Origin of the sequence: Streptomyces sp. NPDC006879 (assembly GCF_042869595.1) — a bacterium.
GTDB lineage: Bacteria > Actinomycetota > Actinomycetes > Streptomycetales > Streptomycetaceae > Streptomyces.
Window position 1 is genome coordinate 70,624 of the sequence record NZ_JBIAGC010000014.1, and the last position, 24,581, is coordinate 95,204.

The window sequence follows — 24,581 nt, forward strand, 5'->3', positions numbered from 1 at the left end:
CGGGGTGCGGGGAGTCGGGTCGGGATACCGCCGGTAACTTTCCGCGCGTGACCCCTACCCATGAGTACGGCACTGCTCTACTCTCCGAACCGTGCCAGTGATTGCTGGCAGAGTCGTGGGACTGTGGGAGGCGGCGGCATGGCCGAGCGCAAGCACGGACAGGGGCGCGGGCAAGGACGCAAGGAGCGGCCCGGGAACGGCGAACACGTGCGGGTCGCCGTGATCGGTTCCGGCTTCGGCGGGCTCGGAGCGGCCGTCCGGCTGCGGCGTGAGGGGATCACCGACTTCGTCGTGCTCGAACGGGCCGACTCCGTGGGCGGCACCTGGCGCGACAACAGTTACCCCGGGTGCGCCTGCGACGTGCCTTCACATCTGTACTCGTTCTCCTTCCACCCGCACCCCGACTGGCCGAGGACCTTCTCCGGCCAGGAACACATCCGTGCCTACCTGGAGCACGTGGCCGACACCTTCGGGCTGCGTCCCCACATCCGTCTGAACGCCGAAGTGCAAATGACGCGTTGGAACGCGGAGGAACTGCACTGGGAACTGGAGACGGCCGCCGGCAGGTTCACCGCCGACGTGGTGGTATCGGCCACCGGGCCGCTGTCCGACCCGAAGATGCCGCAGATCCCGGGGCTGGAGCAGTTTCCCGGCAAGGTCTTCCACTCGGCCCGCTGGGAGCACGATTGCGACGTGCGGGGCAAACGCGTCGCCGTGATCGGGACCGGGGCCTCGGCCATCCAGATCGTGCCCGCGATCGCCCCCGAGGTCGGTCGGCTCACCCTCTTCCAGCGGACCCCGCCGTGGGTGATGCCCCGCACGGACCGGGCCATCAGCCGGTTGGAGCGTTGGCTGCACCGCCAGCTCCCCGTCACCCAGGTCGCTCGACGGGGGCTGCTCTGGGGCATCCGGGAACTCCAGGTGGGTGCCTTCACCAAACACCCGAACCGACTGGGCCTGATCGAGTCCCTGGCCAAGGCCAACATGGCCCGCTCCATCAAGGACCCCGCGCTGCGCGCCAAGCTGACCCCCTCCTACCGCATCGGCTGCAAGCGCATCCTGCTGTCCAGTGAGTACTACCCGGCGTTGGCCCGGCCCGACGTCGACCTGGTCGCCTCCGGTCTCGCCGAGGTCCGCGGGTCGACGCTGGTGGCGGCGGACGGCACCGAGACCGAAGCCGACGTGATCATCTTCGGTACGGGCTTCCATGTGACCGACATGCCGATCGCCGACCGGGTGGTGGGCGCGGCCGGCACCACCCTCGCCGAGGAGTGGAAGGACGGCATGCAGGCGCTGCGCGGTGCCAGCGCGGCCGGGTTCCCCAACTGGATGACGATCATCGGCCCGAACACCGGTCTCGGAAACAGCTCGATGATCCTGATGATCGAGTCCCAGTTGAACTACATGGCCGACTATCTGCGCCAACTGGACCTGCTGGGCGGCCGGGTGGCGCTGGCCGCACGCCCCTCGGCCGTGGGTGCCTGGAACCGGCGGGTGCAGGACCGGATGAAGCGGACCGTGTGGAACACCGGCGGCTGCACCAGTTGGTACCTCGACGCCAGTGGCCGCAACACGACCGTCTGGCCGGGCACGACAGGGGAGTTCCGGCGAGAGACGCGGCAGGTCGACCTCACCGAGTACGAGGTGATCCGCCTGCGCGAACGGCCGACGGGGTCCGTGGTGGCCCAGCCCACCGCCGAGCGGGCCGAGGAGGCCCGCGCATGAGCCGCCCCGGGCGCCCCGCAGGGCGCCACGTCCCGCCCACGGCCCGCCATGAGTTGACCGCCGTATCCTCCGACGGCACCCGGATCCACGTCGAGGTGCACGGGCGCGAGGGAGCCCCGGTCGTGGTCCTCGCCCACGGATGGACCTGCTCGACGGCCTTCTGGGCCGAGCAGATCCGAGCCCTTGCCCCGACGCACCGCGTCATCGCCTACGACCAGCGCGGCCACGGCCGCAGCACGGCTCCGACCGGCCCGGACGGCTACAGCACCGGCGCCCTGTGCGAGGACCTCCTCGCAGTGCTGGCCCTCACCATGGAGCCCGGTGAGCGGGCCGTGTTCGGGGGCCATTCCATGGGCGGGATGACGTTGATGGCGGCTGCCGGGCGTAGTGAGTTCGCCGCCAGGGCGGCAGCCGTCCTGCTGTGCAGTACCGGCAGCTCGCGCCTGGTCGACGAAGCCCGGGTGGTGCCGCTGCGCGCCGGGCGCGCGCGTGCCCGCCTGACGCGGGCCCTGCTCGGCTCTCGTCTTCCGCTGGGGCCCATCACGCCGCCCGCCCGCCAGGTACTGAAGTACGCGACGATGGGCCCGGCTACCGACCCCTGCCTCGTGGAGGCCTGCGCCCGGATCGTGCACGCCTGTCCGCCCCGGGTGCGGCACGGCTGGTCCCGGGTGCTGGAGGGCCTCGACCTCGGCGCCGGGGTGCGGGCGTTGGACGTGCCGACCAGGGTGATCGGTGGAACCGTGGACCGTCTGACCCCGATCGTGCAGGCTCGCCACCTCGCGGCGACGCTTCCGCGGTGCGTGGGGCTCATCGAGCTGCCGGGAATGGGCCACATGACGCCGATGGAAGCCCCGGAGGCGATCAGTTCCGCCCTCGCCGACCTCGTCGAGGAGTACCTGAGTCCGTCCCCGCCCGCGGAGCCGTCCACCGGGGCGCAGCCCGCATCCGTACCCGCCGAGGAAGGTAGGACGCCGTGAACACGCACCGCAGCAACCTGGAGGGCCGGGTGGCCGTCGTGACCGGAGCCGCCCGTGGGGTGGGCGAGTTGCTGGCGCGCAAGCTCTCCGCCAGGGGGGCGCGTATCGCGCTGGTCGGTCTGGAACCGGATGCGATGAAGGCGGTTTCCGGGCGACTGCACACCGATAGCGAGGTCTGGCACGCGGATGTGAGCGATCACGCCGCGATGGGCTCCGTCGCCGAGGAGGTCGGGCAGCGGTTCGGGCAGGTGGACGTCGTGGTCGCCAACGCCGGGGTCGCCGCGGGCGGTCCCTTCGTCGACTCCGACCCGGACGCCTGGCGTCGGGTCATCGAGGTCAACCTCATCGGCGGTGCGGTCACCGCCCGAGCATTCCTCCCCCAACTCCTCTCCTCCCGTGGCTACTTCCTCCAGATCGCCTCGCTCGCCGCGATGACCCCGGCGCCGATGATGAGTGCCTACTGCGCCTCAAAGTCCGGAGTGGAGGCCTTCGCGCACAGCCTGCGTGCCGAGGTGGCGCACCGAGGGGTTGGAGTCGGTGTCGGCTATCTGTCTTGGACCGATACCGACATGGTGCGCGGAGCCGACCAGGACGAGGTCATGCGGGAGCTACGTCAGCGGCTGCCGTGGCCGGCGAACCGCACCTACCCGCTGGGCCCGGCCGTGGACCGGATCGTGGCGGGCGTGGAGCGACGTTCGCCACATGTCTACGCGCAGTGGTGGTTGCGCGGGATGCAGTCGGTGCGCGGATACCTGCCGGGGGCGATCGCAACCGTCGGACAGCGGGAGATGAAGCGGTTCGCCCCGCGGTTGGGCCGGGTTCCGACGGGGCTGGTGGGGGCCGGTGGGGCCGCGGACGAGAAGCAGCGTTCCCCAGGTGGGCACTCAGAGTAGTTGACCGAAATGCGCAGAGTGTCCTCCCGTGCCAATCTGGTCGAGGCCCGACCAACCACACCCCACGAGGAGTGAACAGCATGGGCATCAAGGACCAGTTCCAGAACAAGGCCGACGAGCTCAAGGAGCGCACGCAGGCCGCCATGGGCAGCGCGAAGGAGCAGGCTTCGGAGCGTGCCCCGCAGTCGAGCCGGCAGGCCAAGCAGCGCCCGCAGACCCCGCGGAGCAACGACCGCTCCCGGGAGGAGTTCGACCAGGACCTCGACGTCTGACGTCAGGTCCGCACGTCCGGCCTGACTGGACGGGGCGCGCGGTGCGCCCAAGGGGTGGGTCCGTTCCGGAACGGACCCACCCCTTTCACCTGTCCCGGCCCGGCGTCCGATCGCTGGCCGGGGAGAGGCCTCAGGATTCGCGTGGGGGGAGCTTCGGGCGGCGCCGGTCGGGCGCGTCCTCGTAGCCGGGCGGCCCCGAAGCGGGGCGCTGCCCGAGGAGGTCCAGGGCCAGCTCCACCGCGTCGACGAGCTGGGCGTGCCGTCCCTCGGCCCAGTCCAGCGGGGTGCGTTGGACGGCGAGGTCCGGTTCCACGCCGTGGTTCTCCACCGACCATCCGTACTCGTCGAACCAAGCCGCGTTCATCGGCACGGTGATGACCGTGCCGTCGCCCAGAGTGTGGCGCCCGGTCATGCCGACCACGCCGCCCCACGTGCGCTGCCCCACCACCGGTCCCAGCCCCAGCAGTTTGAAGGCCGCCGTGATCATGTCCCCGTCTGAAGAGGTGGCTTCGTCCGCCAGCGCGACGACCGGCCCGCGGGGTGCGCTGGAGGCATAGCTGACCGGCTGGGCGTCGCGCGTGAGGTCCCACCCCAGGATCCTCCGGGTCAGTTTCTCCACCACCAGCTCGCTGATGTGCCCGCCCGCATTGCCCCGCACGTCGACGATCAGAGCCGGTCGGGAGACCTCAAGGCGCAGGTCGCGGTTGAACTGCGCCCAGCCGGAGCCGCCCATGTCGGGGATGTGGAGGTAGCCGCACCGACCGCCGCTGGCCTCGCGCACCACCTCACGGCGTTTGGCCACCCAGTCCTGGTAGCGCAGGGGGCGTTCGTCGACGAGCGGCACCACGGCGACCCGGCGGGCGCGGCCCTCGCCGTCGGCCGGTTGGAAGGTGAGTTCCACCGTGGTTCCACCGGCGGCGGCGAGTAGCGGGTAGGGGCCGGTGACGGGATCGACGGGCCGGCCGTCCACATGGCTGAGTACAGCGCCCTCTCGGATGCCGGCCCCGGCCAGTGGGGAGCGGGCCTTGGAGTCTGAGGACTCGCCGGGCAGGATCCGCTTCACCACCCAACGCCCTTCCCGTAGGGCCAAGTTGGTGCCGAGTAGCCCCATGGGGCGCTGGTAGTGGGCCGGCCCTTCGTTGCGTCGTGCCGGGGCGACGTAGGCGTGGGAGGTGCCGAGTTCACCCAGCACTTCCCGCATCAGGTCGGCGAACTCGTCGGGTGAGGCGACCCGTTCGACCAGGGGGCGGTACTGGTCGAGCACGCCGTCCCAGTCGATGCCGCACATCCGGGGTTCCCAGAAGTACGCGCGGATCAGCCGGCCGGCCTCCTCGTACGCCTGGCGCCATTCGGCGGCGGGGTCCACTTCGTGCAGGATCCGTCGGAGGTCCAGGTAGACGGTCGAGTCTGTGTCCCCGGACTCGGTGGCGGGCACGGCGCGCAGTTCCCCGTCGTCGACCACCACCAGCCGGCTGCCGTCGCCGCTGACGGCGAAGGAGTCCAGGTCCGAGGCGAGCACGCTCTTGCGGGCCTTGGAGATGTCGAAGTACTCCAGGGTCGGTTTTCCTGAGGTGTCGGCGGGGTTGACGAAGGTCTCCCCGAGGGCGCCGGAGATCGGCCAGCGCAGCCAGACCAGCCCACCACCGCTGACCGGGTGCAGGGCCGAGTACTTCGAGGCGGTCACCGGAAAGGGGGTGACCCGACTCTCCAGGCCCTCCAGCTCGACCATGACCGCCGAGTCCCCCGAGCCGCCCTGGGTCGGGTCGAGACCCCCGGCGGCGGGGCGCCCGTCCGGGGAGAAGGCGAAGGGGGAGGGCGTGGCGGACGACAGCGGCACCAGGTAGGGCCGGCACCCGAGGGGGAACGACAGGTCGCCGGTGTGCACGTCGTACACCGGGTCGAAGCCGCGCCAGGAGAGGAACGCCAGGTAGCGGCCGTCTCGGGTGAACACCGGATTCTCGTCCTCGAAGCGCCCGTTGGTGACGTCGAAGATGATGCGCGGCCCGGAGATCCGGGCCATTTTGATCTTTCGCAGGGAGCGGCCGATGCCGGGGTGGGACCAGGTGAGCCAGTCGCCGTCGGGGGAGAAAGCGAGGTCGCGCACCGGGCCGTTGATCGACTGGATGAGTTCGGTGACCTCCCCGCTATCGGACCCGTCGCCCTCCTCGGCCGGCTCGGTGACGTCGACCAACAGGAGCCGGCCGTCGTGGGAGGCGATGGCCAGCCGCTCGCCCTCGGGGTCGCTCACCAGCTCCAGTACCCGGCCGAGTCGGCCCGCGGCGAGGCGGCGTGGGGGACGGTCACCGCTGGCGCGGGGCAGGTAGGCGATCTCGATGGCGTCCTCGCCCTCCGCGTCCGTGACGTAGGCGACCTGACCGCCGGTGCCGAGCATCTCCGGCAGGCGCACCCGCACCCCCGGGGTGTCGGCGATGGTGCGGGCCGGGCCGTCCCGGTGGGTGAGCCAGTACAGGCTGCCGCGGACCGTGAGGGCGCTGGCGCGCCCGGTGACGTCCACCGACAGACCGTCGAGGTGGTGGGCGGCGGGCACCTGGTAGCTGCGGCGGCCGGCGCGCGGGCCGCCCAGCCGCACGTCCAGTCGTCTCGGTGTCGCCTCCGGGGCCAGTGAGTCGACCAGCCACAGCTCGCCCGCGCACTGGTAGACGATGCGGCGGCCGTCGCTGGAGGCATGGCGGGCGTAGAAGTCCTCGTGGTCGGTGTGGCGCCGCAGGTCGGTGCCGTCGGTTCGGCAGGAGTAGATGTTGCCGATGCCCTCGTGGTCGGAGAGGAACGCGATGCGGGTGCCGTCCGTGTCCGAGGCGGTGCCGTCGAAGAGGAACATCGGGCAGTCCAGATGTCCGTCGAGGTCGGCCAGCAGCTGCCGGCCGTGCAGCCACAGTCGGCCGGTGGCACCCCCTCGGTAACGCTTCCAGGAGGCCGGCTCATGGGGTGGTTTCCCGGTCAGGAGCAGGGTGCGGCGTTCACCTTCGAGGTCGGCGACGGAGATGTCGGAGACCGGCCCCCAGGGCAGGCGCCCGCCCGGCCCCCCCTCGGTGGGCAGGCTGTAGGCCCAGGAGTAGTAGGAGAAGGGTTGGCCGTGCGAGGACACGGCCAGGATGTCGCTGTGCCCGTCTTCTGCGGGCGGGGTCCAGCCGCACACCCGGGTGTCGGGCGAGCCCCAGTAGCTGAGGCGGCGTGCCGGGCCCCCGTCGACGGGGGCGAGGTGGATCTCGGGGTCGAGGCTGCGCCAGGTGGTGAAGGCGATGTGGCGGCCGTCGGGCGAGAAGCGGGGGTGGCCCACTCGGGTGCGGTCCACCGTCAGCCGCCAGGCTCGCCCGACCGACCCTCCAGCGGGAATCAAGGGCGCTACCCACAGATCGTCCTCGGCGGCGAAGCACAGGAGGTCGTCGTGCAGGTGCGGGAACCGGAGATACGCGACGTCGTCACTCACCCCCCAATGCTTTCCGCGCCGGGTGGCGGTGGCAACTCGTGTATGTGAGCCAGAACACAAGGCGATGGGAACGAAACCGTTTCGTTTCGCTATCTGGAGGGGTAGGGTCGACGCGTACGAAACAGTTTCGTTCGAGTGAGACGAGAGCGGGAGCGCCGCCATGACAGTCACGGGAACGGCCCGTCGTAGTCGGATCAGCCCCGAACGGGAGGCCGAACTGCACGAGGCGGTACTCGAACTGTTGCGTGAGGTCGGATACGAGGCGCTCACCATGGACGCCGTGGCCGCTCGCACCAAGTCCAGCAAGGCCACCCTCTACCGCCAATGGGGGAGCAAGCCCGAACTGGTCGCCCGAGCCCTGCGCTGCGCCCAGCCGGTGAGTCTCCGCGACATCGACACCGGGTCGCTGCGCGGGGACCTGCGCCGCATGGTCGAGCTCTCCGACGACGGCCAGATGGCCAAGGACACCGCGCTCATGCGGGGTCTGGCCCAGGCGGTGCACTCCAGCCCCGAACTGCACCTGGCCTTGCGTCAGCTGCTGATGGAACCGGAGATCACCGGGCTCGGGGTGATGCTCCAAAGGGCCGTGGACCGGGGCGAGGTCGCCTCGGACAACCCCGCGGTCCGGTTCGTGCCGCACATGCTGATCGGCGCGTTCATCGCGCTGCCGCTGATGGAGGACCGCTCGGTCGACCGGGCGTTCCTCGGTGACTTCATCGACTCCGTGGTCTTCCCCGCCCTCGGCGTCTAGTCAACAGCCCGTCCCCGCCCGTTCCAGCACACCGCCGTTTCGCTCCCCCTTAACGGCACACACCAGGACCACCCGACACGCCGCTCTCGTCGTCTGGCCGGCTTCTGCACGCCCTGTCCGCACCCGACTGAACGGGAGTACGCCTCCGTGGCCACCTTCCTCTACAAACTCGGCCGCCTCGCCTTCCGGCGCCGTGGCATCGCCGCCCTGATATGGGTGGCGCTGCTGGTGCTAGCCGGCTTCGGGGCCGCGTCCGCAGCCACTCCGACGTCCAGCTCCTTCTCCATCCCCGGCACCGAGGCGCAGCGCGCCTTCGACCTCATGGAGCAGCGCTTCCCCGGTGACCGCGCCGACGGCGGCACCGCCCGGGTGGTCTTCAAGGCCCCCGAGGGGCAGAAGATCACCGACCCGGCCCACAAGGCCGAAGTCAAGAAGGTGGTCGCCGAACTCAAGGCCGGTTCCGACGAGGTCGCCTCCGTGGTCGACCCCTATGAGGGCCACGCCGTCAGCAAGGACGAGACGACCGCCTACGCCTCGGTCTCCTACAAGGTCAGCGGCATGGAATTGCGCGAGGAGACCCGCGAGGCGCTGACCGACTCCGGGAAGGAGGCCCAGCAGGCCGGCCTGACCGTGGAGATCGGCGGTGACGCGCTGATGGCCGCGCCCGAGACGGGCTCCGGTGAGATCGTCGGCATCGCCATCGCGGCGATCGTCCTGGTCATCACCTTCGGCTCGCTCGTCGCCGCCGGGTTGCCGCTGCTCACCGCCCTCATCGGCGTTGGCATCGGCGTCTCCTCCATCACGGCCCTCGCCAACGTGCTCGACCTGGGAACCACCACCTCGACACTGGCGATGATGATCGGCCTGGCGGTCGGCATCGACTACGCACTGTTCATCGTCTCGCGTTATCGGGCCGAGCTGGCCGAGGGCCGGGAGCGCGAGGAAGCGGCAGGTCGGGCCACCGGAACCGCCGGCTCGGCTGTGGTGTTCGCCGGGCTGACCGTGGTCATCGCCCTGGTGGGCCTGGCCGTGGTGAACATCCCGATGCTCAGCAAGATGGGCTTCGCAGCTGCCGCGACCGTGGTCATCGCGGTACTGGTGGCGCTCACCCTGGTGCCTGCGATGCTCGGCTTCGCCGGCAAGCGGGTGCTGCCGGCGGGCCGCAAGAGCCGGCTGTTCGGGGGCGGCAAGGAGAAGACCGCGCCGGATGAGGGCGCTTCCGCGGAGCAGAAGCCGAACGCCGGCACCCGCTGGGCGCGGTTCGTGCTGCGCCGTCCGATCGCCGTGCTGCTGATGGGCGTCGTCGGCCTGGGGCTGATCGCGGTGCCCGCGGGCTCCTTGGAGATGGGTCTGCCCGACGACGGGGCCCAGCCCACCTCCACCACTCAGCGCAGGGCCTACGACCTGCTCTCCGACGGCTTCGGTCCGGGCTTCAACGGCCCGTTGCTGATGGTCGTCGACGGCGAGGACAGCAAGGACCTCGACCAGGCGCTCAAGACGATCTCCAAGAAGGTCGAGACGATGGAGGGCGTCGCCGCGGTCATCTCCGGCAAGCCCAACGAGGCGGGCGACACGGCCACCATCACCGTGATTCCCAAGGACCGGCCGTCCTCGGTCGCCACGGAGGAACTGGTCCACGACATCAGGGGTGCGGCTCCGGGCCTGGCGAAGGACACCGGCGCCAAGGTGCTCGTCACCGGGGCCACCGCGATGAACATCGACTTCTCGCAGAAGATGAACGACGCGCTGCTGCCCTATCTGGCGCTCGTCGTGGGCCTGGCCTTCCTGCTGTTGATGCTGGTCTTCCGTTCCATCCTGGTTCCGCTCAAGGCCGCCCTGGGCTTCCTGCTCTCGGTGGTCGCCGCCCTCGGCGCCGTCGTCGCGGTCTTCCAGTGGGGCTGGCTCGGTTCGCTCTTCGGCGTGGAGCAGACCGGCCCGATCATGAGCATGATGCCGATCTTCATGGTGGGCGTCGTCTTCGGACTGGCGATGGACTACGAGGTCTTCCTGGTCACCCGGATGCGCGAGGCGTACGTGCACGGCGAGCGTCCCGGCCAGGCCATCGTGACGGGCTTCAAGTACGGGGCCCGGGTGGTCACCGCTGCCGCGGTGATCATGATCGCGGTCTTCTCGGGATTCATCGGCTCCAGTGAGCAGATGGTCAAGATGATCGGCTTCGGTCTCGCGGTCGCCGTCTTCTTCGACGCCTTCGTGGTCCGCATGGCGATCGTCCCGGCCGTGCTGGCCCTGCTGGGGCACCGCGCCTGGTGGCTGCCGGGCTGGCTGCAGCGGCTGCTGCCGAACGTCGACGTGGAGGGCGAGGGTCTGCGCAAGTACCTGGCCGGGGAGGACGGTACCGGCGATGACGACGCCAGCGGCCGGAAGCAGTTGATCAACGTCTGAGGTTCAGCGGGTCGCCTCCTCGGGCACCGCGAGCCCGGTCGCGCCGTTCTCGGCGGGGCCGGGCTCCTCGGTCATCCGGGGCCTGGCCGCATACGTGCGGCGGAGGAAGCGGCGTAGCCCGGAACAGTCGAACTGGACCACCGCCACACCGTCCAGGGCGTGCAGTTCCACGATCGCCTGCACCCGGCCACAGGGCCAGATGCGTACGTCGCCGCTGGTCGCAGGGGCCTGGAGGCCTGCCTCCAACAGCGTTCGGCTGAAGACCCACTCGTTTTCCGTGCCTTCCGGTGAGAGGCCCGGAGGGAAGACGATCCGAACCGCCGAGGGTTCCTCGGGGCGGAAGCGGAGGGCTACGGGGACGGAGCGGTAGAGGGGCTCGTCGGTCACGACCCGGGCGCGGACTCGCTCTTCGAGATAGGGGGACGACACGGCCTGCACTCCCTCACCCTCGCCTTATTTGCTATCCAATGTCGCATATTTTACGGATTTGCGACGAACGTATTTGTGATCTGAGCGCTCTTGCGACCTCTTTGCAGGTGACTCCACTATGGATTAGTTAAAGATTCCTTTAACCGCAGGAAGCGGAGCCACCCCATGCATGTCCCCGACGGATTCATCAACGCGCCGGTCTCCATCGCCGCCGGCGCCGTGGCGGCGGGCGCCATAGCCGTCTCCCTGCGTGGGGCGCGGCGCGAACTCGCCGGTGGCTCCCCCACGGCAGGCTTCGAGGACAACCGGACCGCCCCGCTCGGCGGGCTCGTCGCGGCCTTCATCTTCGCCGTGCAGATGCTGAACTTCCCCGTCGCGGCCGGGACCAGTGGCCACCTGCTCGGCGGCGCCCTCGCCGCGATCCTGGTGGGCCCCTACACCGGGGTCCTGTGCGTCTCGGTGGTGCTGCTGATGCAGGGCGTGCTCTTCGCCGACGGCGGTCTGACCGCACTCGGCGTCAACATCACCGTGATGGGCGTCGTCACGGTGGCCGTCGCCTACGGTCTCTTCCGCGGTCTGCTCGCGGTGCTCCCGCGCAGCCGCCGTTCGGTGACCGTGTCCGCCTTCCTCGCGGCGCTCGTCTCCGTCCCTGCAGCCGCCGCCGCGTTCACCCTGCTCTACGCGCTCGGCGGCACCACCGACGTGCCGGTGGGCAAGGTGCTCACCGCCATGGTCGGAGTGCACGTCCTGATCGGCCTCGGGGAGGCGGCGATCACGGCACTCACGGTCGGCGCGGTCATCGCCGTACGTCCCGACCTCGTCCACGGCGCCCGCGGCATCATCACCCCCCTCAAGCTCCGAGTGAACGGCGAACTGGTGGACGCCGAGGCCCCCGCCCCGGATCCCGTCCGGTCCGGGTCCCGCCGGGCCGTCTGGGCCACCGGACTCGCCACCACACTCGTGCTCGCCGGCGTCGTCTCCTACTACGCCTCCGCCAACCCCGACGGATTGGAGAAGGTCGCTGCCGACCAGGGCATCGACGCCAAGGCCGACCAGTACGAACACGCCACCGCCGACTCCCCGCTCGCCGACTACGGGGTCAAGGACGTCGAGGACGAACGCCTGGCCGGCGGCCTCGCCGGCGCTATCGGTGTCGGGGCGACCGTCGCCGCCGGGACGGGGGTGCTGTGGGTGGTGCGCCGTCGCCGCGAGGACCCCGCCGCCCCGACGCACCGGTCCGCGGGCACGGCCGTCTGACATGGGTTCGGGCCACAGCCACGCGCTCTACCGGCACGGTGACTCCCCCGTTCACCGGCTGCCGCCGCACTGCAAGATCGCCGCGGTCTTCGCCTTCGTCCTGGTGGTCGTCTGCACTCCGCGCGAGGCCGTCTGGGCCTTCGCGCTCTACGCCGTGCTCCTCGCCGCGGTGGCGGCCACCGCCAAGGTCTCGGCCGGCTACCTCTTGAAGCGGCTGCTGATCGAGATCCCCTTCGTCGCCTTCGCCGTGCTGCTGCCCTTCGTCGCCGGTGGCGAGCGCACCGAGTTCCTCGGGATCTCCCTGAGCGTGGCAGGCCTCTGGGGTGCCTGGAACATCCTGGCCAAGGGCACCCTCGGCGTCGCGGCCTCGGTGATCCTCGCCTCCACCACCGAACTACGTGCGCTGCTGCTCGGCCTGCAACGGCTGCGGCTGCCCTCCCTGCTGGTCCAGATCGCCTCCTTCATGATCCGCTACGGTGACGTGATCACCGACGAACTACGCCGCATGTCCATCGCCCGCCGCTCACGCGGCTTCGAGGCCCGCGGAGTAAGGCACTGGGGTGTGCTCGCCAAGACCGCGGGCGCCCTGTTCATCCGCTCCTACGAACGTGGCGAACGCGTCCACCTCGCGATGCTCAGCCGCGGCTACACCGGTTCGATGCCGGTCACCGAAGAGGCGACGGCCTCTCGTGCGCAGTGGGCGCACGCAGCCGCGCTGCCCACCGCGGCGCTCGCCGTCTGCCTGATGGGATGGCTCCTTTGACCCCGATGACCCCGATGACCCCGACCGCCCCGGCCCCCTCCCTGCGGGTCGCCGGCCTCGCCTACGCCTACCCTGACGGCCACCAGGCCCTGTTCGGTGTCGACCTCACCATCGGCCGTGGTGAGCGCGTGGCACTCCTCGGCCCCAACGGCGCCGGCAAGACCACGCTCGTGCTGCACCTCAACGGCATCCTGAGCGCCGGAGCGGGCACCGTCGAAGTCTCCGGCCTCCCCGTCGGGAAGCGGCACATGGCGGAGGTTCGGCGCAAGGTCGGCATCGTCTTCCAGGACCCCGACGACCAGCTGTTCATGCCCACTGTTCGAGAGGACGTGGCCTTCGGCCCCGCCGCCGCCGGACTGCGCGGCCCCGAGCTCGCGGCCCGGGTGCACGCCGCGCTGGACCGCGTCGGCATGGCCGAGTTCGCCGACCGGCCGCCCCACCACCTCTCCTTCGGCCAACGCCGGCGGGTCGCGGTGGCAACCGTCCTGGCCATGGAGCCGGAGATCCTGGTCCTCGACGAGCCCTCCTCCAACCTCGACCCGGCCTCCCGCCGCGAACTCGCCGACATCCTCCGCGGCCTCGACGTCACCGTGCTGATGGTCACCCACGACCTGCCCTACGCCATGGAACTGTGCCCCCGCTCCGTGGTGCTCAGCGACGGAGTCATCGCGGCCGACGGCCGCACCCGGGACCTGCTGTGTGACGGGGAGCTGATGCGCGCCCACCGCCTGGAACTGCCCTTCGGATTCGACCCGCGGGCCGTCCCGGCGCTCTGAGCGGGCCCGGAAGCCGGACGCCCCGACCGGCGTTGCACCATGGTGCGGGGCGTCATGCCGGCGCCGGAACAGAACTACAGGGAGAGCGGACGTGGACGTCCAGGGCACGGTGACAGCCGGCTTCGAGCCGGTCAAGGACGCCTTCGTACGGAACTTCGAGCAATTCGGCGAACGTGGCGCCGCCGTCGCCGTGTACCGGGACGGGCGCCAGGTCGTCCACCTGTGGGCCGGTGAAGCGGACGCCGACCGGGACGCAAGCGCCTGGACCGCGGACACCGCCCAGGTCATCCGCTCGGCCACCAAGGGGGTCGCCACCGCCGTACCCCTGCTCCTGCACCAGCGGGGCCTGCTGGATCTGGACGCACCAGTCGCCACCTACTGGCCCGAGTTCAAGGCGGGTGGCAAGGAGCGGGCGTTGGTCCGCCACCTCCTCGCGCACCGAGCCGGTGTCCCCGTGCTCGACGTACCGCTGACCCCGGCCGAGGCGGCCGACCAGATATCCGGGCCCCGCGCCCTCGCAGCCCAGTCGGCCCTCTGGGAACCGGGCACCTCACACGGCTACCACGCCCACACCTTCGGCCCGCTCCTGGCCGAACTCGTGCAACGCGTCACCGGCCGCAGCCTCGGCCAGTGGCTGGCCGCCGAAGTCGCCGGGCCGCTCGGCCTCGACCTGTGGATCGGCCTGCCCGCCACCGAGGCCCACCGGGTCGGGCGGATCGCCCCCGTCGAAACACCCGAAACGGGTCCCGGAGCGCTCAGACTGCGTCCCAAGCCGGCCGTCACCGCCGCCTACGCCGACCCCGACTCCCTCACTCGACGCGCCTTCGCCGCCATCAGTCCGCTGCCGGACGAGAACGCCCCGGCCTACCGGGCGGCCGAACTCCCCGCCTCGGGGGGTGTGGCCACCGCCGCCGCGCTGGCCCGCTTCTACGCGGCGACGATCGGAGAGGTGGAAGGCCGACCCGGCACCCGGCTCTTCGCCCCCGCAACCACGGCCCTGGCGCGTACCGAGGAGTCCGCCGGACCGGACCGGGTGCTGGTGGTCAACACCCGCTTCGGTCCCGGCTACATGCTCCACGGCCCGGCCTGCCCGCTGCTCTCCCCTGCCTCCTTCGGGCACCCGGGCCGCGGCGGTTCGCTCGGCTTCGCCGACCCCGACGCGGGTGTCTCCTTCGGCTACGTCACCAACGGGATGCAGCGGGGCGTCACCGCCGACCCGCGCGCCCAGGCCCTGGTCCGGGCACTGAAGCAGGCGCTCCAAGGCGCCTGAGAGGGGGCCTTGGGCGATCCCGGCTCGCGGGCGCCCTCAGCCCGCCCGGAGCACCTGGGCGACGAGGGGCCCAGCGGCGTCCCCGCCGTGCCCGCCGCCCTGGACCACGGCCGCCACGGCGAGGTCGTCACGGAAGCCGGTGAACCAGCTGTCCGGTCGATCACCGCTCCCGGTCTCCGCCGATCCGGTCTTGGCGCCCGTGTCGCCACGCACCGAGGCCATCGCCCGCGCACCCGTCCCCGAGGAGGCCGTCAGCCGCATCATCTTGCGCAACTGGCGTGCCACTGTGGGGCGGAGCCGGCGCTCGGCGTGGGCCCGCTCCCCATCGATCAGCGAGGGGGAGACGATGACCGGCTGACGGAACACGCCGGTCTTGGCGGTGGCCGTCACCGAGGCGATCGTCAGCGGGTTCATCTGGACCCGCCCCTGCCCGATGTACGCGGCGGCTGCCTCCGCGCCGGTGGCCGGGGGCACTCTGCCGTCGAATGTCGGTACCCCTGTCCGCCACTGCAGCCCGATCCCGAAGGCCTCCCGTGCTTCCGTGCTCAGTGCCGCCTCGTCCCCGGTGTCGTCGATCAGCTTGATGAACGCCGTGTTGCAGGAACGGGCGAAGCTACGGGCGAAGGTGGAGCCCTCCAGCGAGAAGCCGTTCAGGTTGTGGAAGGTGTAGCCGCCCCAGGACGCTTCCTTGGGGCACTCGGCGACCTTGTCGGCGGCCACCAAGCCCTTGTCCAGCAGCATCGCCGCTGTGACGATCTTCATCGTGGAGCCGGGCGCCAAGCGGCCCGAGAGTGCCGCGTCGAAACCGTCCTGCCGGTTGTTGGCCACGGCCAGGATGTCGCCGGTGCGCGGTTTGATCGCCACCACCGAGGACTCCGGGTAGCGGGAGACGGCACGCTCGGCCGCCGCCTGCACGTCGGCGTCCAGCCTGGTCCTGATCCGACCCGCCCGGCCCTCAGCCACGGTCAACAGAGTCCGAGGGGGAGCTTCGGCGAGGGCCGGCTGGATCCACAGCTCGACCCCGGGGCGCCCGCCGGCCTGCGCACCGTACTTCTCCCGCAAGGTGTCCAGCACCGGCCGCAGCGACGGGTACTGCTCGGGGCTCAGCTCGCGTCCGTTGCGATCCACCGCCATCACCGGCGGTTGCGTCGGTTGCCCCGCCCGCAGTGATTCGCCTTCCTTCAACTGTGGGTGCAGCACGTCCGGCTGCCAGTCCACCAGTGGTCGGCCGGTGGTCTTCCCGCGCACCACGACCAGTGATGACTCGTATGACCAGGGTTTGGTCTTTCCCTCGAAGGACACCTCGGCGCGCACCGTGAAGGGCACCTTGGTCCCGGTTGGTTCCCCCGGTGTGATCGCTGCCTTCGTCACATGGGCGCGGTCCCGGAAACCGGTCACCGCGCTCTGCGCCGCGACCGGGTTGTTGGTCAGGCTGGCCGCGGCGTGGCCGTCCAGCCTGGACCAGGCGGCCAGGAACTCCGAAGCCGCCTCGCTGACTTCGGACTTGCTCGGCGCCCCGGATCGTTCCCGCGCGACCCCGCCGGCGCGGTTGCCCACTTCCTCGTCCAAGAGCGTGGACACCCCGTAGCCCGCCCCCGCGACCATCGTTGCGAACACCCCGCCGACGATGAGTCCTTTTACTGCTCCCCGCACTACCCCGCCCCTTTGATCCCCCATGACTGACACGTGCAGCCTAAGGGCTGTCCCGTAATCCCCGGCGGGCGCACGGCGACAGCTACGGCACCTCGCTGCGTTGTCGGAACGCCCGAATACGCCCAGTATGGGGACGCCCCTCCGCCTTGCGATGCACCGCATCTGACGCCGTGCGCTGATCCACCGGGGATTACGGGACAGCCCTTAGGCAGATCTCATTGGCGACTGGATTAGTCGTTATCGGACCGAAACGATCGCGCATGCAAAGCATCTTGTTCCACACGAGCACCCCGCGACACCCGACGACGACCCCTAACGACCAGAAAGCCCCCGACGCCAATCGGCGTTGGGGGCTCCGTCCGGGCAGCTAGATCCAGGTGTCCAGCCACATGCGGCTGCGCCAGGAGTCCATGGGCAGAGTCTGGCCCGTGTAGATCGGATAGAAGTAGATGAAGTTCCGAAAGCCAGAGGCGCTGGGCCCCTGACCAGGGATTTCTGCGGAAGCGGGGGCCGCCTCATGCCGCCTGGGCCGTGTCGGGGCCGTGATCATGGTTCCCGGGGCCCTGGTAGAGGCGGTTCACGGCCTTCCGGGTCCGGCCCTCACTGCTCGGCATGAGGTGCGTATACGTCCGCAGTGTGAAGCCCGGATCGCTGTGCCCGAGATACTCCTTCAAGGCCCTGATGCTCTCGCCTGCGTCGAGTAGGACGGACGCGTAGAAGTGCCGCAGCGCGTGCATGCCGTGCTGCCGGGCGCACGCGTGCCGCTTCCCCTCCTCGGGCGGCGGGATGATCCCGGCCGCGACGAGAGCGGGCTTCCACATGAAGTCATCGAAGTAGCTCACGCGCACGTGCTCGCCCCGGGAGCCGCTGAAGATGAGCCGCTTGGTCACCGGCGGGCCGTCCGGGGTGCGCCACGGCAGCGTCACGTCGATCGACGGGTAGGCGTCGATGTGGGCCCGGAGTGCATCGGCCACCGCGCTGGGCAGGGGCACGTCCCGGACCTTGTCGCCCTTCGGCGGCGCGAAGACGAACTTGCCCCGGATGCGCTTGAGCTGGTGCTCCACAGCGATCCAACCGTTCTCAGTGTCGAGCTGCTCCGCCGTCAGTCCGAAGATCTCCCCCTGCCGCAGGCCGCAGCCGGCGCCCGCGTCCACCGTGGCTTGGAAGCGCTCCGGCAGGGCCGCCCGCACGGCGAAGACCTGCGCTTGAGTCCACGGAGTGACGCGGCCGTTGCTCGGCTTGGGGCGCTGGACGGACCGGGCCCGACAGGGGTTCTTCGACAGCAAGCCGTCGTCCACGGCCGCGCTGAAGGCGGCGGACACGGTGCCGAAGATGATCCGGCGGTGCGAGGACGCGGGAACGTTGCTTTCCAGCTCGCCCAGCCACGTACGGATGTGGCCGGGCTGGAAGGAGGACAACGGGCGGGTGCCGATGTACGGGTACACGTGCAGCCTGAGGCGGCGCTCCGTCGCGTCACGGCTGTTGATCTCGGTGGTGTGGGTCTTCGCCCAGCGCTCGGCGAACTGCTGGAACGTCAGACGGGCGACACGCGGGTCAACGTACTCCCCGCGTGACATGTCGGCCGCGGTCCGGGTGAGCCACTGCTCGGCGAGGCGCTTCTGCTTGTCGGGGAAGGACTTGGACTTCTCGGTGCCGTCGGGGCCGACGTACCGGGCGCGGTAACGCATCCCGATTCCGTACCGGTCGCTCTTCACCCGGCGGGGCTTTCCGTCGGGGCCTTCCTCGGTCTTGTACCAGCGGTCTTGGATGTGGCCTGCCAAGGTGGTGCCTTTCTGGGGTAGCGGTGAGGGCGGGCCCTTGTGGGCCCGCCCTCAGTGGTGGTGTCGGTGTTAGGCGGCTTGGCTGATGTCGGTGCGCTTGCGTTCGGTCATCCAGTCGTGCACGTCGGCGGGGTCGTAGCGGGTGTACTTGCCGACGCGGAAGCCGGGTGGTCCGGTGCGCTTCTTGCGCCACTGGTGGACGGTCTCCACGGGCACCTTGAAGAACACGGCCAGTTCTTCGGGGGTGAGCAGTTCGTCGGGGAGTTTGCGCCGCGGGACGGCGCTGGGGTCGCTGTGCGCGGGCATGTTCCTCCGGCTGAGGGGCTGGATTGGCTGACAGAACTGACAGAACCTCCCCGGGAGGCCGTTGACCTGCGGAAACGATGTGTTCGTGATCTCTGACAGAATCGAATTAAATCTCGACAGAACCTCCCGGCCGGGGGTTCTGTCGAGTTAAAACTCAGTTCTGTCAGAGCGGGGAAGGCCCCTGTATTCGCAGGTCAGGCGGCTGGGTGGGGGATTGTGTCAGTTCTGTCAGTGGGTTGGGGGTTCTGTCAGGCGCTGCGGCTGATGCGGGGGTGGGTTTCGTAGCGGGGGGAGGGGGGCCGGCCGCCGCGGCCCGTGCGCGGGGGCGGGGGTGTCTGCCGGATCCAGCCGTGTTCTTCGAGGAGGGTCAGGGCGGGGTCGAGGTCGGTGATGGTGGGGAAGTCGGCGCGGGGCAGGGAGCGGAACAGGTCCCGCTTGGAGAACGTGCCGCAGGGCCCGGTCTGAAGGTGGGTCAGGACGGTGTAGGCCGCGTCGTGGGCGGGGTCGGCGCTCATGGCGTCGAACACGTCGAGTGCGTGGGCGGTGAAGTAGTCGCCCAGCTCCGTGGCCGCGGCCATCGTCGGGGCGTCGATAGACCGGTGCCAGCCGTCCTCCGGGGGCGCGGCCAGGTGCAGGAGTCCCGCGATCCTGGCTACGGCTCCGTCGCGCTTGGAGGCCCATTTGACGATGGTGGCGAAGCTGGCGTTCTTTCCGAGTCGGGATTCGGTGACCTTCTGGTAGGCCAGCATCACCGCGTCCGCCTCGGGGGTCAGGGTGAGGATGGCGGGGTCCGTCCACCCGGCCAGGGCCAGCGTCAGGCCGGCGAGTTGCCGGGTGTAGGTGTCGGCGGTGTCCTGGTCGAGGAGGGCAGGGGCCAGGTTGCGGCTGCCGACCAGGGACAGGGGCTTGGAGTACAGGAACCTTGCCAAGAGTCCGCGTCCGTCGGCGCCGTCGATCCGGGATAGGGAGTCGAGGACTTCGGGCTGAATGGCGAGTCCGACGGTGACGGCGGGCGCGTCGATGTGCTGGGCCTCGCGGCCTTGCCGGTTGACGCGGAGCATGTCACCGGCGTGGCCCTTGAGGAACATGCCCATGTTCGGCTTGCCGGTGTAGCGGCCGGCGATGATGTCGAACAACTCGCCCTCGGCGGAGAGGCAGGAGATCCGGCCGCCCTGCTGGTCGAGGAGGGTGCCGACGTTCTCCGGGGTCACGTCGTCCGCCACCAGCTGCGGGATGGCCGGCACGGTCATGGCATCGGCGGCCTGCGTCAGCGCGACCGCCTCGGCGGTGAGTGCGTCTCGGGTGTCGGGTTCGGCCGCGGCGGCCTTGTGCGCGGCCTTGTCAGCCGCGGCCTTGGCCAGCCGGATCGTCGTCTCCGCTTCGGCCCGCACCGGGCCCGAGAGCTCGATCAGGGTCTTCTCCGCCGCGAGGAGGGGGCGAACCATGAGGTCGAAGACGGCGGACTTGCGGTTGCCGGGGTCCAGGGCGATGGCGGTGTAGATGTTGACCGGCTCCCGCCAGTGGCCCCGCACGCAGACCTTCGCCCGGCCGCCGGCGGCGGTGGCCAGGACGGCGAGCGCGAGGCACCCGGCGAGGTCCACCGGGGTCTGCGTCTCCTCCGCCACGCCGCTGACCATGTTCCCGAGCCAGGCGGGCAGGGTGTGGACGGGGAAGGTCGGTAGGGCGGGTCGGGCCTTGATGGGGACGGGTTCGTCCCAGGTGGGTCCGGTGATGTCTTGGGGGTCGAGGGCGTCGAAGCCTTCCCACAGATCGGCGCTGGCGGTCATGCGGCCTTCCTCCCTTCCTTGAGCGTGGCGGTGAGCGGGCAGACGGTGCGGTGGTGGTTGTAGGCGGCGATGAACTGCATGACCCCGGGGCGGCCCTTGGCGGTCCGCTCGATGCCGTCGCAGGCACACCAGGCACGCGCTTCCACCGGTGCGGCGAAGGACGGCGGAGCGACGATGCGGATCCACCGCACCGGCCGGCGCCCGTCGCTCGGGTGCGGGTCAGGACCAACAGCAGAAGGGACGCCTTCGGCGACGACCTTCAGCGCCCTTGTGCCGTCCGTGGCCGGGGCGGGTTCGGCGGGGCTGGGACCGGCACGGTGGGGGGTGGGGCCTTCCAAGGGGGGATGGGGTGGGGTGCTCATGCTGCGTCCCGGGTGCGGGCGGAGCTGTCGAGGGCGCTGCGAATAGTGGCGCGGCACTCGGCAGCGGTCAGTCCCCGCTCCTCTCCTGCCGCTTGGAAGGCCCCTTCGACCACGTCCCGGGGGAGGTCGCCCCACACGACGAAGCGCCCCACCTTGAACGCGGACCGGTTCAGCGTGTTGTTCGCCTGTCCGGCCGGGGCAGCCAGGACCGCCGCGCACTCCGCTCCCAGGGCGGCCCGGGCCGCACGCGTGCCGCTAACCGTCGTAGGTGCGATCCGGCGTCCCGGGACGGGGGCGGGCGGCTGGAGCAGCGGCAGGAGCCAACCGGGCAGGTCCGACACGGGGGACGGGTCCGTTACCTCGTACGGCCCGGCCGCGGTGAGGCTGCCGGGGGCGACGACGTACCCGCCCCACGCCCGGGTGTCGACCAGCGGCGCGAGCCTGCTCGCGGTGTTGCCGAGCTGGGTGCCGGGCGGGGCGGTGAAGTACAGGTGCTCACCGCCGCTGGCGGTCCGCACCCGGTAGGTGGTCGGGACGCTCTGCCCGGCACGCTCACACAGAGCCTCGAAGGCGGCCCGGCCTGACGGCGCCTCCTTGCCGCGCTTGGGCAGGTCTAGGTCGATGACGAGCAGGCCGGCCGGGCCGGTGGCAATGCCGATGTTGAACGGCGACCGGGCCCACGCGGCACAGATGCGCTCGGGGTCGGTGGTGGCGCGCTGCTCCCACTTGCGATGCCCGGCCGCGCAGTCCCCGAGACCGGGGCAGTGCTGGTCACCATGGAGGGCGGGGCGCTTGTCACCGGGCCGCAGCGGGAACACCGGCCAGCCGAGAGCAGCAAGGTTGAGCGCTGTGGACAGCAGCGTGGATGGGGGGTGATGAGTCATGCTGGAGACCTCCACAGGTCTGTTGAGGGCTTGGGATACGAGGGCGGCCCCGGACTTTGCCGAGACGGGGGCCGCCCTTGCTGCGTCTAGATCTTGGGGATGGCGTTGACGATGGCGGTGGTCATCTCGTTGATGGGGGCGGCGGCGCCGGTGGAGGCGAGGAAGAAGCCGAAGCCGATGGCGATGAAGGCGCTGCCGGCGCTGAGGCTGTTGGAGCGGAGCAGGAAGAAGAGGACGAGTCCGAAGAGGGCGACGAGCGAGACCGTGATGGCCATGGGGTGGGTCTCCGTTCGGGTCGGTTAGCGGGTGCCGGCGTGGTGTATCGCGCGGCTGTGGTTGAGGAGTCGGCGGCCGATGCGCAGGCGTTTGCCGTGGCCGCGGCAGCGGCAGCGGCGGCAGGGCTTGGCCTTTTTGAGGCGGCCGGCGCGGTTGGTCTTGAGGTGGGCGCCGATGCCGTCGCACTTGCGGCAGGTCCCGAAGGGGGACGCGGCGCACAGCACGGCGTAGGCGCCGGTGGCGAGGAGGGTGAGGGCACTAGCGATGAGCACGGGGGCTCCGAGGGGCTTCTAGGGCCGTTTCCGGGGGGTCTGTGCCTGGTGGTGCTAGGCGCTAAAGGCCAGGTCGCGGCGGTGTTGGGGTGCTAGCGGGGGTGCTAGACCTAGCGGCGCGGAGTGCTAGGTCTAGCGGGGGTGCTGGGGGTGTTCAGGCGGCCCGGTCGGCGTCTCGGCGGGCGATCGCGGCGACCAGATCGGCGCGCATGATGCCGCGGCGGTTCTTGCCCTCGCCGTCGTCGGTCTGGCCCCAGACCTGTTCGGACTTGATGCCCCAGGGCTTGAGTGCGGCGGTGACGTTCTCGGCCTTCCAGCCGGTGTAGGTCTCCGGTCGCAGCTCGGCCAGGCGGGTGGCGATCCGCTCGCACCACACGCCCTTCTCGCCGGCCGCCACGACCTTGAGGACGTCCGCGAGGATGTCTGTCCCGGCCGCGCTCTCGGGCCCGTGGCCGAGGGCGTGGCCGGTGACGTTGCCGTACTCCTCGCGTGCCTTCCGGGCCCGGACCACGACCTGTTCGGCGGCGACCGCGTCCACGAACGCTGAGGCGACGATGCGGGGGTCGTTGCCCTCGCCGGCCATCCAGCAGATGCCCCGGTCCTCGCGGGAGAACATGGTGGCCCGGTACCCCGAGCGGTACATCGAGGTGCCCAGGATCATGTCGTTGGCCGGCTGGCCCATCACCTTGAGGGCGAACCGCAGGACGGCGTTTGCGCTGATGCCGGTGGGCAGGGACTTGGCGTCGGGGCGCTGGGTGCCGAACATGCCGACCATCCCGAGGGCGGGGCCGCGCTTGGTGATGTCGGTGCAGATCGCTTCGATCTCGGCGCCGTGCTTCTCGTGCTCGAAGGGCACCTGGCACTCGTCGAACCCGAAGACGATCGGGTGCAGCCCGAGCGACTTGTCGGAGGCGAGTTCCGGGGTGACCTTCGACTCGGGGCAGCGCGAGCGCGGCAGGGACTTGATGACCTTCGCCCGCCGGCGCAGCTCCTCCTTGGCTTCACGCAGGGCTTGGACGACGTATTCGATGTCCTCGTCTTCCTCGCCGGCCCGGTAGCGGTGGCACACCGACTCCAGTGCGCCGAAGTCGCCGGTCCCCTTGAAGTCGTACGCGTGGATCTCCGCCCGCGGGTCGAGAGCTGCGATCAGGAGCAGCAGCCGCATCAGGAACGTCTTGCCCATGCGCGGGATGGAGCCGACCACGACGGAGGCGAACATGAGGGTGACGGTCATGTCCCGCATGCGCTGGTCGTTGCCGAACACCACCGGCTTGAACAGGTCCACGGTGCCCGACTTGGCCAGCGGCCATGGCGGCTTGGTCGTCTCGTTCATCGGCTTGTCCCCGACCCACAGGGTTAGGCGGCCCTCGTGCTCGGTCGGGTCCGGGGACGGCCACACGCACCCGACCTTCCGCCGCAGACCCGACGCAAGCGGCTTGCGGGACTCCATGATGTCCTCCGGAGTCACGCCGTAGGGCAGGTCGAGGTCGGCGCGGTAGCCGGGCCCGTCCCGCACGATCTCGGACGTGAAGCGGAGACCGTTCATATCCCCGCCCTTCTTCAGCGCGGCGGAGATCTTCGCGTTGCCGATGCTGTCCAGCCCGCGGAGCACGATGGAGCCGGTGAGCTTCTGGACCTCGGTCTTGAGGACGGCGGGGCCGATGACCTTCTCGTCCGGCTGCTGCCCGTAGGCGCCCAGCAGCAGCACCCCGCCGGCGGCGAACGCGTACAGGTAGCCGGGGGCCAGGACGTACAGCCACAGGGCGAACCCGAGACCGAACACGGCCGCCACCAGGGCAACCAGGCCGCGCAGCGTGACGCGGCCGGAGCGCAGCTTGGCCAGGCGCATGTACTCCTCGGCGTCCTCGTTGCGGACCGCAGCCGCCCGCAACGGGGCCGCTTCTCGGTCCCACACCCACCGGTTCGTCTCCACGACGAACCGGCAGGCGCCCATCGGGGCGCGGGCGGCCAGGCGGGCGGAGTAGACCGGCAGGCGCACCCCGTGGAAGAGGGCGGCGTAGCGGAAGTTGTCGGCGGTGTGGCGGGCGGTGGTGGCGAAGTCGCGCCGGTTGGTCAGCCACCCGGCCAGCACCGGCCGGCGCTTCTCCACGGTGACCTTCGGGTCGGGCAGGTTCGGGTTGTCGACCATCGTCGGCACCAGCGGTTCGGCGTCGGGGTCGGGGACGGCCCGCAGGTGCGGGCCCGTGGTCGGGGTTTCGGTCATGCTGGTGGTCCTGTCTCGTGATGAACGGGCAGGGGGACCCCGGAGCGGCCCGATTCCTTGGCCGGGACGGCC

At 70.6% G+C, this 24,581-nt stretch carries 21 protein-coding genes; 10 read left to right on the plus strand and 11 right to left on the minus strand.

From position 1 onward, the window contains the following. Positions 1-138: 138 nt before the first annotated feature. The 4 genes from ACFYMC_RS14005 to ACFYMC_RS14020 all read left to right on the plus strand — a co-directional run bounded on the left by ACFYMC_RS14005 (position 139) and on the right by ACFYMC_RS14020 (position 3,867). On the plus strand, positions 139-1,725 hold the full coding sequence (locus ACFYMC_RS14005; protein ID WP_388523646.1) for a flavin-containing monooxygenase: 1,587 nt from the start codon (positions 139-141) through the stop codon (positions 1,723-1,725). Beyond that, on the plus strand, positions 1,722-2,702 hold the full coding sequence (locus ACFYMC_RS14010; RefSeq protein ID WP_388523649.1) for an alpha/beta fold hydrolase: 981 nt from the start codon (positions 1,722-1,724) through the stop codon (positions 2,700-2,702). The genes ACFYMC_RS14005 and ACFYMC_RS14010 overlap by 4 nt, the downstream gene beginning before the upstream one ends. Continuing rightward, positions 2,699-3,595: an SDR family oxidoreductase gene (locus ACFYMC_RS14015; RefSeq protein ID WP_388523651.1), complete on the plus strand. Its 897-nt coding sequence runs from the start codon at positions 2,699-2,701 to the stop codon at positions 3,593-3,595. The genes ACFYMC_RS14010 and ACFYMC_RS14015 overlap by 4 nt, the downstream gene beginning before the upstream one ends. Before the next feature lie 80 nt (positions 3,596-3,675). Next, on the plus strand, positions 3,676-3,867 hold the full coding sequence (locus ACFYMC_RS14020) for a hypothetical protein (protein ID WP_388523654.1): 192 nt from the start codon (positions 3,676-3,678) through the stop codon (positions 3,865-3,867). A gap of 130 nt (positions 3,868-3,997) precedes the next feature. Here the strand turns inward: ACFYMC_RS14020 and ACFYMC_RS14025 are convergent, their stop codons facing one another. After that, entirely contained in the window at positions 3,998-7,315 is a 3,318-nt protein-coding gene (locus tag ACFYMC_RS14025) for a S41 family peptidase (protein WP_388523657.1), read from the minus strand. Positions 7,316-7,475: 160 nt separating this feature from the next. Between ACFYMC_RS14025 and ACFYMC_RS14030 the strand changes: the two genes are divergently transcribed. Beyond that, entirely contained in the window at positions 7,476-8,066 is a 591-nt protein-coding gene (locus tag ACFYMC_RS14030; RefSeq protein WP_388523660.1) for a TetR/AcrR family transcriptional regulator, read from the plus strand. A 147-nt stretch (positions 8,067-8,213) separates the two neighbouring features. Then, positions 8,214-10,469 (plus strand): MMPL family transporter, encoded by a 2,256-nt coding sequence (locus ACFYMC_RS14035; protein WP_388523663.1) that lies wholly within the window; start codon positions 8,214-8,216, stop codon positions 10,467-10,469. A gap of 3 nt (positions 10,470-10,472) precedes the next feature. Here ACFYMC_RS14035 and ACFYMC_RS14040 read toward each other — a convergent pair whose 3' ends face one another. Continuing rightward, positions 10,473-10,898, minus strand: coding sequence for an SsgA family sporulation/cell division regulator (locus tag ACFYMC_RS14040; protein ID WP_388523666.1), 426 nt, complete (start codon positions 10,896-10,898; stop codon positions 10,473-10,475). 165 nt (positions 10,899-11,063) lie between these two features. Between ACFYMC_RS14040 and ACFYMC_RS14045 the strand changes: the two genes are divergently transcribed. From ACFYMC_RS14045 to ACFYMC_RS14060, 4 genes are all read left to right on the plus strand, one after another. After that, positions 11,064-12,155 (plus strand): energy-coupling factor ABC transporter permease, encoded by a 1,092-nt coding sequence (locus ACFYMC_RS14045; protein WP_388523669.1) that lies wholly within the window; start codon positions 11,064-11,066, stop codon positions 12,153-12,155. A 1-nt stretch (position 12,156) separates the two neighbouring features. Continuing rightward, complete coding sequence (gene cbiQ / locus ACFYMC_RS14050; RefSeq protein WP_388523672.1) at positions 12,157-12,918, plus strand: cobalt ECF transporter T component CbiQ; 762 nt, start codon at positions 12,157-12,159, stop codon at positions 12,916-12,918. Between the two features lie 14 nt (positions 12,919-12,932). Continuing rightward, positions 12,933-13,694: an energy-coupling factor ABC transporter ATP-binding protein gene (locus ACFYMC_RS14055; RefSeq protein ID WP_388523834.1), complete on the plus strand. Its 762-nt coding sequence runs from the start codon at positions 12,933-12,935 to the stop codon at positions 13,692-13,694. 91 nt (positions 13,695-13,785) lie between these two features. Beyond that, a complete protein-coding gene (locus ACFYMC_RS14060) occupies positions 13,786-14,964 on the plus strand; it encodes a serine hydrolase domain-containing protein (protein ID WP_388523675.1) in 1,179 nt (392 codons plus the stop codon). A gap of 36 nt (positions 14,965-15,000) precedes the next feature. Here the strand turns inward: ACFYMC_RS14060 and ACFYMC_RS14065 are convergent, their stop codons facing one another. From ACFYMC_RS14065 to ACFYMC_RS14105, 9 genes are all read right to left on the minus strand, one after another. Next, complete coding sequence (locus ACFYMC_RS14065; RefSeq protein ID WP_388523678.1) at positions 15,001-16,617, minus strand: penicillin-binding transpeptidase domain-containing protein; 1,617 nt, start codon at positions 16,615-16,617, stop codon at positions 15,001-15,003. Between the two features lie 515 nt (positions 16,618-17,132). Then, entirely contained in the window at positions 17,133-18,398 is a 1,266-nt protein-coding gene (locus ACFYMC_RS14070; RefSeq protein WP_388523681.1) for a tyrosine-type recombinase/integrase, read from the minus strand. Between the two features lie 69 nt (positions 18,399-18,467). Beyond that, the gene (locus ACFYMC_RS14075) at positions 18,468-18,704 is read right to left on the minus strand and encodes a helix-turn-helix domain-containing protein (protein ID WP_388523684.1); all 237 of its coding nucleotides are present in this window, start codon (positions 18,702-18,704) and stop codon (positions 18,468-18,470) included. 248 nt (positions 18,705-18,952) lie between these two features. Beyond that, positions 18,953-20,491 (minus strand): YfjI family protein, encoded by a 1,539-nt coding sequence (locus ACFYMC_RS14080; protein WP_388523687.1) that lies wholly within the window; start codon positions 20,489-20,491, stop codon positions 18,953-18,955. After that, positions 20,488-20,853 carry a hypothetical protein gene (locus tag ACFYMC_RS14085; RefSeq protein ID WP_388523690.1) on the minus strand — a complete coding sequence of 122 codons (366 nt, stop codon included), beginning with the start codon at positions 20,851-20,853 and terminating at the stop codon, positions 20,488-20,490. The genes ACFYMC_RS14080 and ACFYMC_RS14085 overlap by 4 nt, the downstream gene beginning before the upstream one ends. Further along, a complete protein-coding gene (locus ACFYMC_RS14090; RefSeq protein ID WP_388523693.1) occupies positions 20,850-21,737 on the minus strand; it encodes a bifunctional DNA primase/polymerase in 888 nt (295 codons plus the stop codon). The genes ACFYMC_RS14085 and ACFYMC_RS14090 overlap by 4 nt, the downstream gene beginning before the upstream one ends. An 86-nt stretch (positions 21,738-21,823) precedes the next feature. Beyond that, entirely contained in the window at positions 21,824-22,012 is a 189-nt protein-coding gene (locus ACFYMC_RS14095; RefSeq protein WP_388523696.1) for a hypothetical protein, read from the minus strand. A gap of 24 nt (positions 22,013-22,036) precedes the next feature. Beyond that, positions 22,037-22,285 (minus strand): hypothetical protein, encoded by a 249-nt coding sequence (locus ACFYMC_RS14100; protein WP_388523699.1) that lies wholly within the window; start codon positions 22,283-22,285, stop codon positions 22,037-22,039. Positions 22,286-22,439: 154 nt separating this feature from the next. Beyond that, positions 22,440-24,509: a cell division protein FtsK gene (locus tag ACFYMC_RS14105; protein ID WP_388523702.1), complete on the minus strand. Its 2,070-nt coding sequence runs from the start codon at positions 24,507-24,509 to the stop codon at positions 22,440-22,442. Positions 24,510-24,581: the final 72 nt, after the last annotated feature.

What these genes read in the sequence shown, in the direction of transcription:
- cbiQ (WP_388523672.1), top strand. Translation starts at nt 12,157, where the DNA reads ATGGGTTCGGGCCACAGCCACGCGCTCTACCGGCACGGTGACTCCCCC.
- ACFYMC_RS14005 (WP_388523646.1), top strand. Translation starts at nt 139, where the DNA reads ATGGCCGAGCGCAAGCACGGACAGGGGCGCGGGCAAGGACGCAAGGAG.
- ACFYMC_RS14080 (WP_388523687.1), bottom strand. Translation starts at nt 20,491, where the DNA reads ATGACCGCCAGCGCCGATCTGTGGGAAGGCTTCGACGCCCTCGACCCC.
- ACFYMC_RS14055 (WP_388523834.1), top strand. Translation starts at nt 12,933, where the DNA reads ATGACCCCGACCGCCCCGGCCCCCTCCCTGCGGGTCGCCGGCCTCGCC.
- ACFYMC_RS14010 (WP_388523649.1), top strand. Translation starts at nt 1,722, where the DNA reads ATGAGCCGCCCCGGGCGCCCCGCAGGGCGCCACGTCCCGCCCACGGCC.
- ACFYMC_RS14090 (WP_388523693.1), bottom strand. Translation starts at nt 21,737, where the DNA reads ATGACTCATCACCCCCCATCCACGCTGCTGTCCACAGCGCTCAACCTT.
- ACFYMC_RS14095 (WP_388523696.1), bottom strand. Translation starts at nt 22,012, where the DNA reads ATGGCCATCACGGTCTCGCTCGTCGCCCTCTTCGGACTCGTCCTCTTC.
- ACFYMC_RS14030 (WP_388523660.1), top strand. Translation starts at nt 7,476, where the DNA reads ATGACAGTCACGGGAACGGCCCGTCGTAGTCGGATCAGCCCCGAACGG.
- ACFYMC_RS14020 (WP_388523654.1), top strand. Translation starts at nt 3,676, where the DNA reads ATGGGCATCAAGGACCAGTTCCAGAACAAGGCCGACGAGCTCAAGGAG.
- ACFYMC_RS14045 (WP_388523669.1), top strand. Translation starts at nt 11,064, where the DNA reads ATGCATGTCCCCGACGGATTCATCAACGCGCCGGTCTCCATCGCCGCC.
- ACFYMC_RS14075 (WP_388523684.1), bottom strand. Translation starts at nt 18,704, where the DNA reads ATGCCCGCGCACAGCGACCCCAGCGCCGTCCCGCGGCGCAAACTCCCC.
- ACFYMC_RS14105 (WP_388523702.1), bottom strand. Translation starts at nt 24,509, where the DNA reads ATGACCGAAACCCCGACCACGGGCCCGCACCTGCGGGCCGTCCCCGAC.
- ACFYMC_RS14085 (WP_388523690.1), bottom strand. Translation starts at nt 20,853, where the DNA reads ATGAGCACCCCACCCCATCCCCCCTTGGAAGGCCCCACCCCCCACCGT.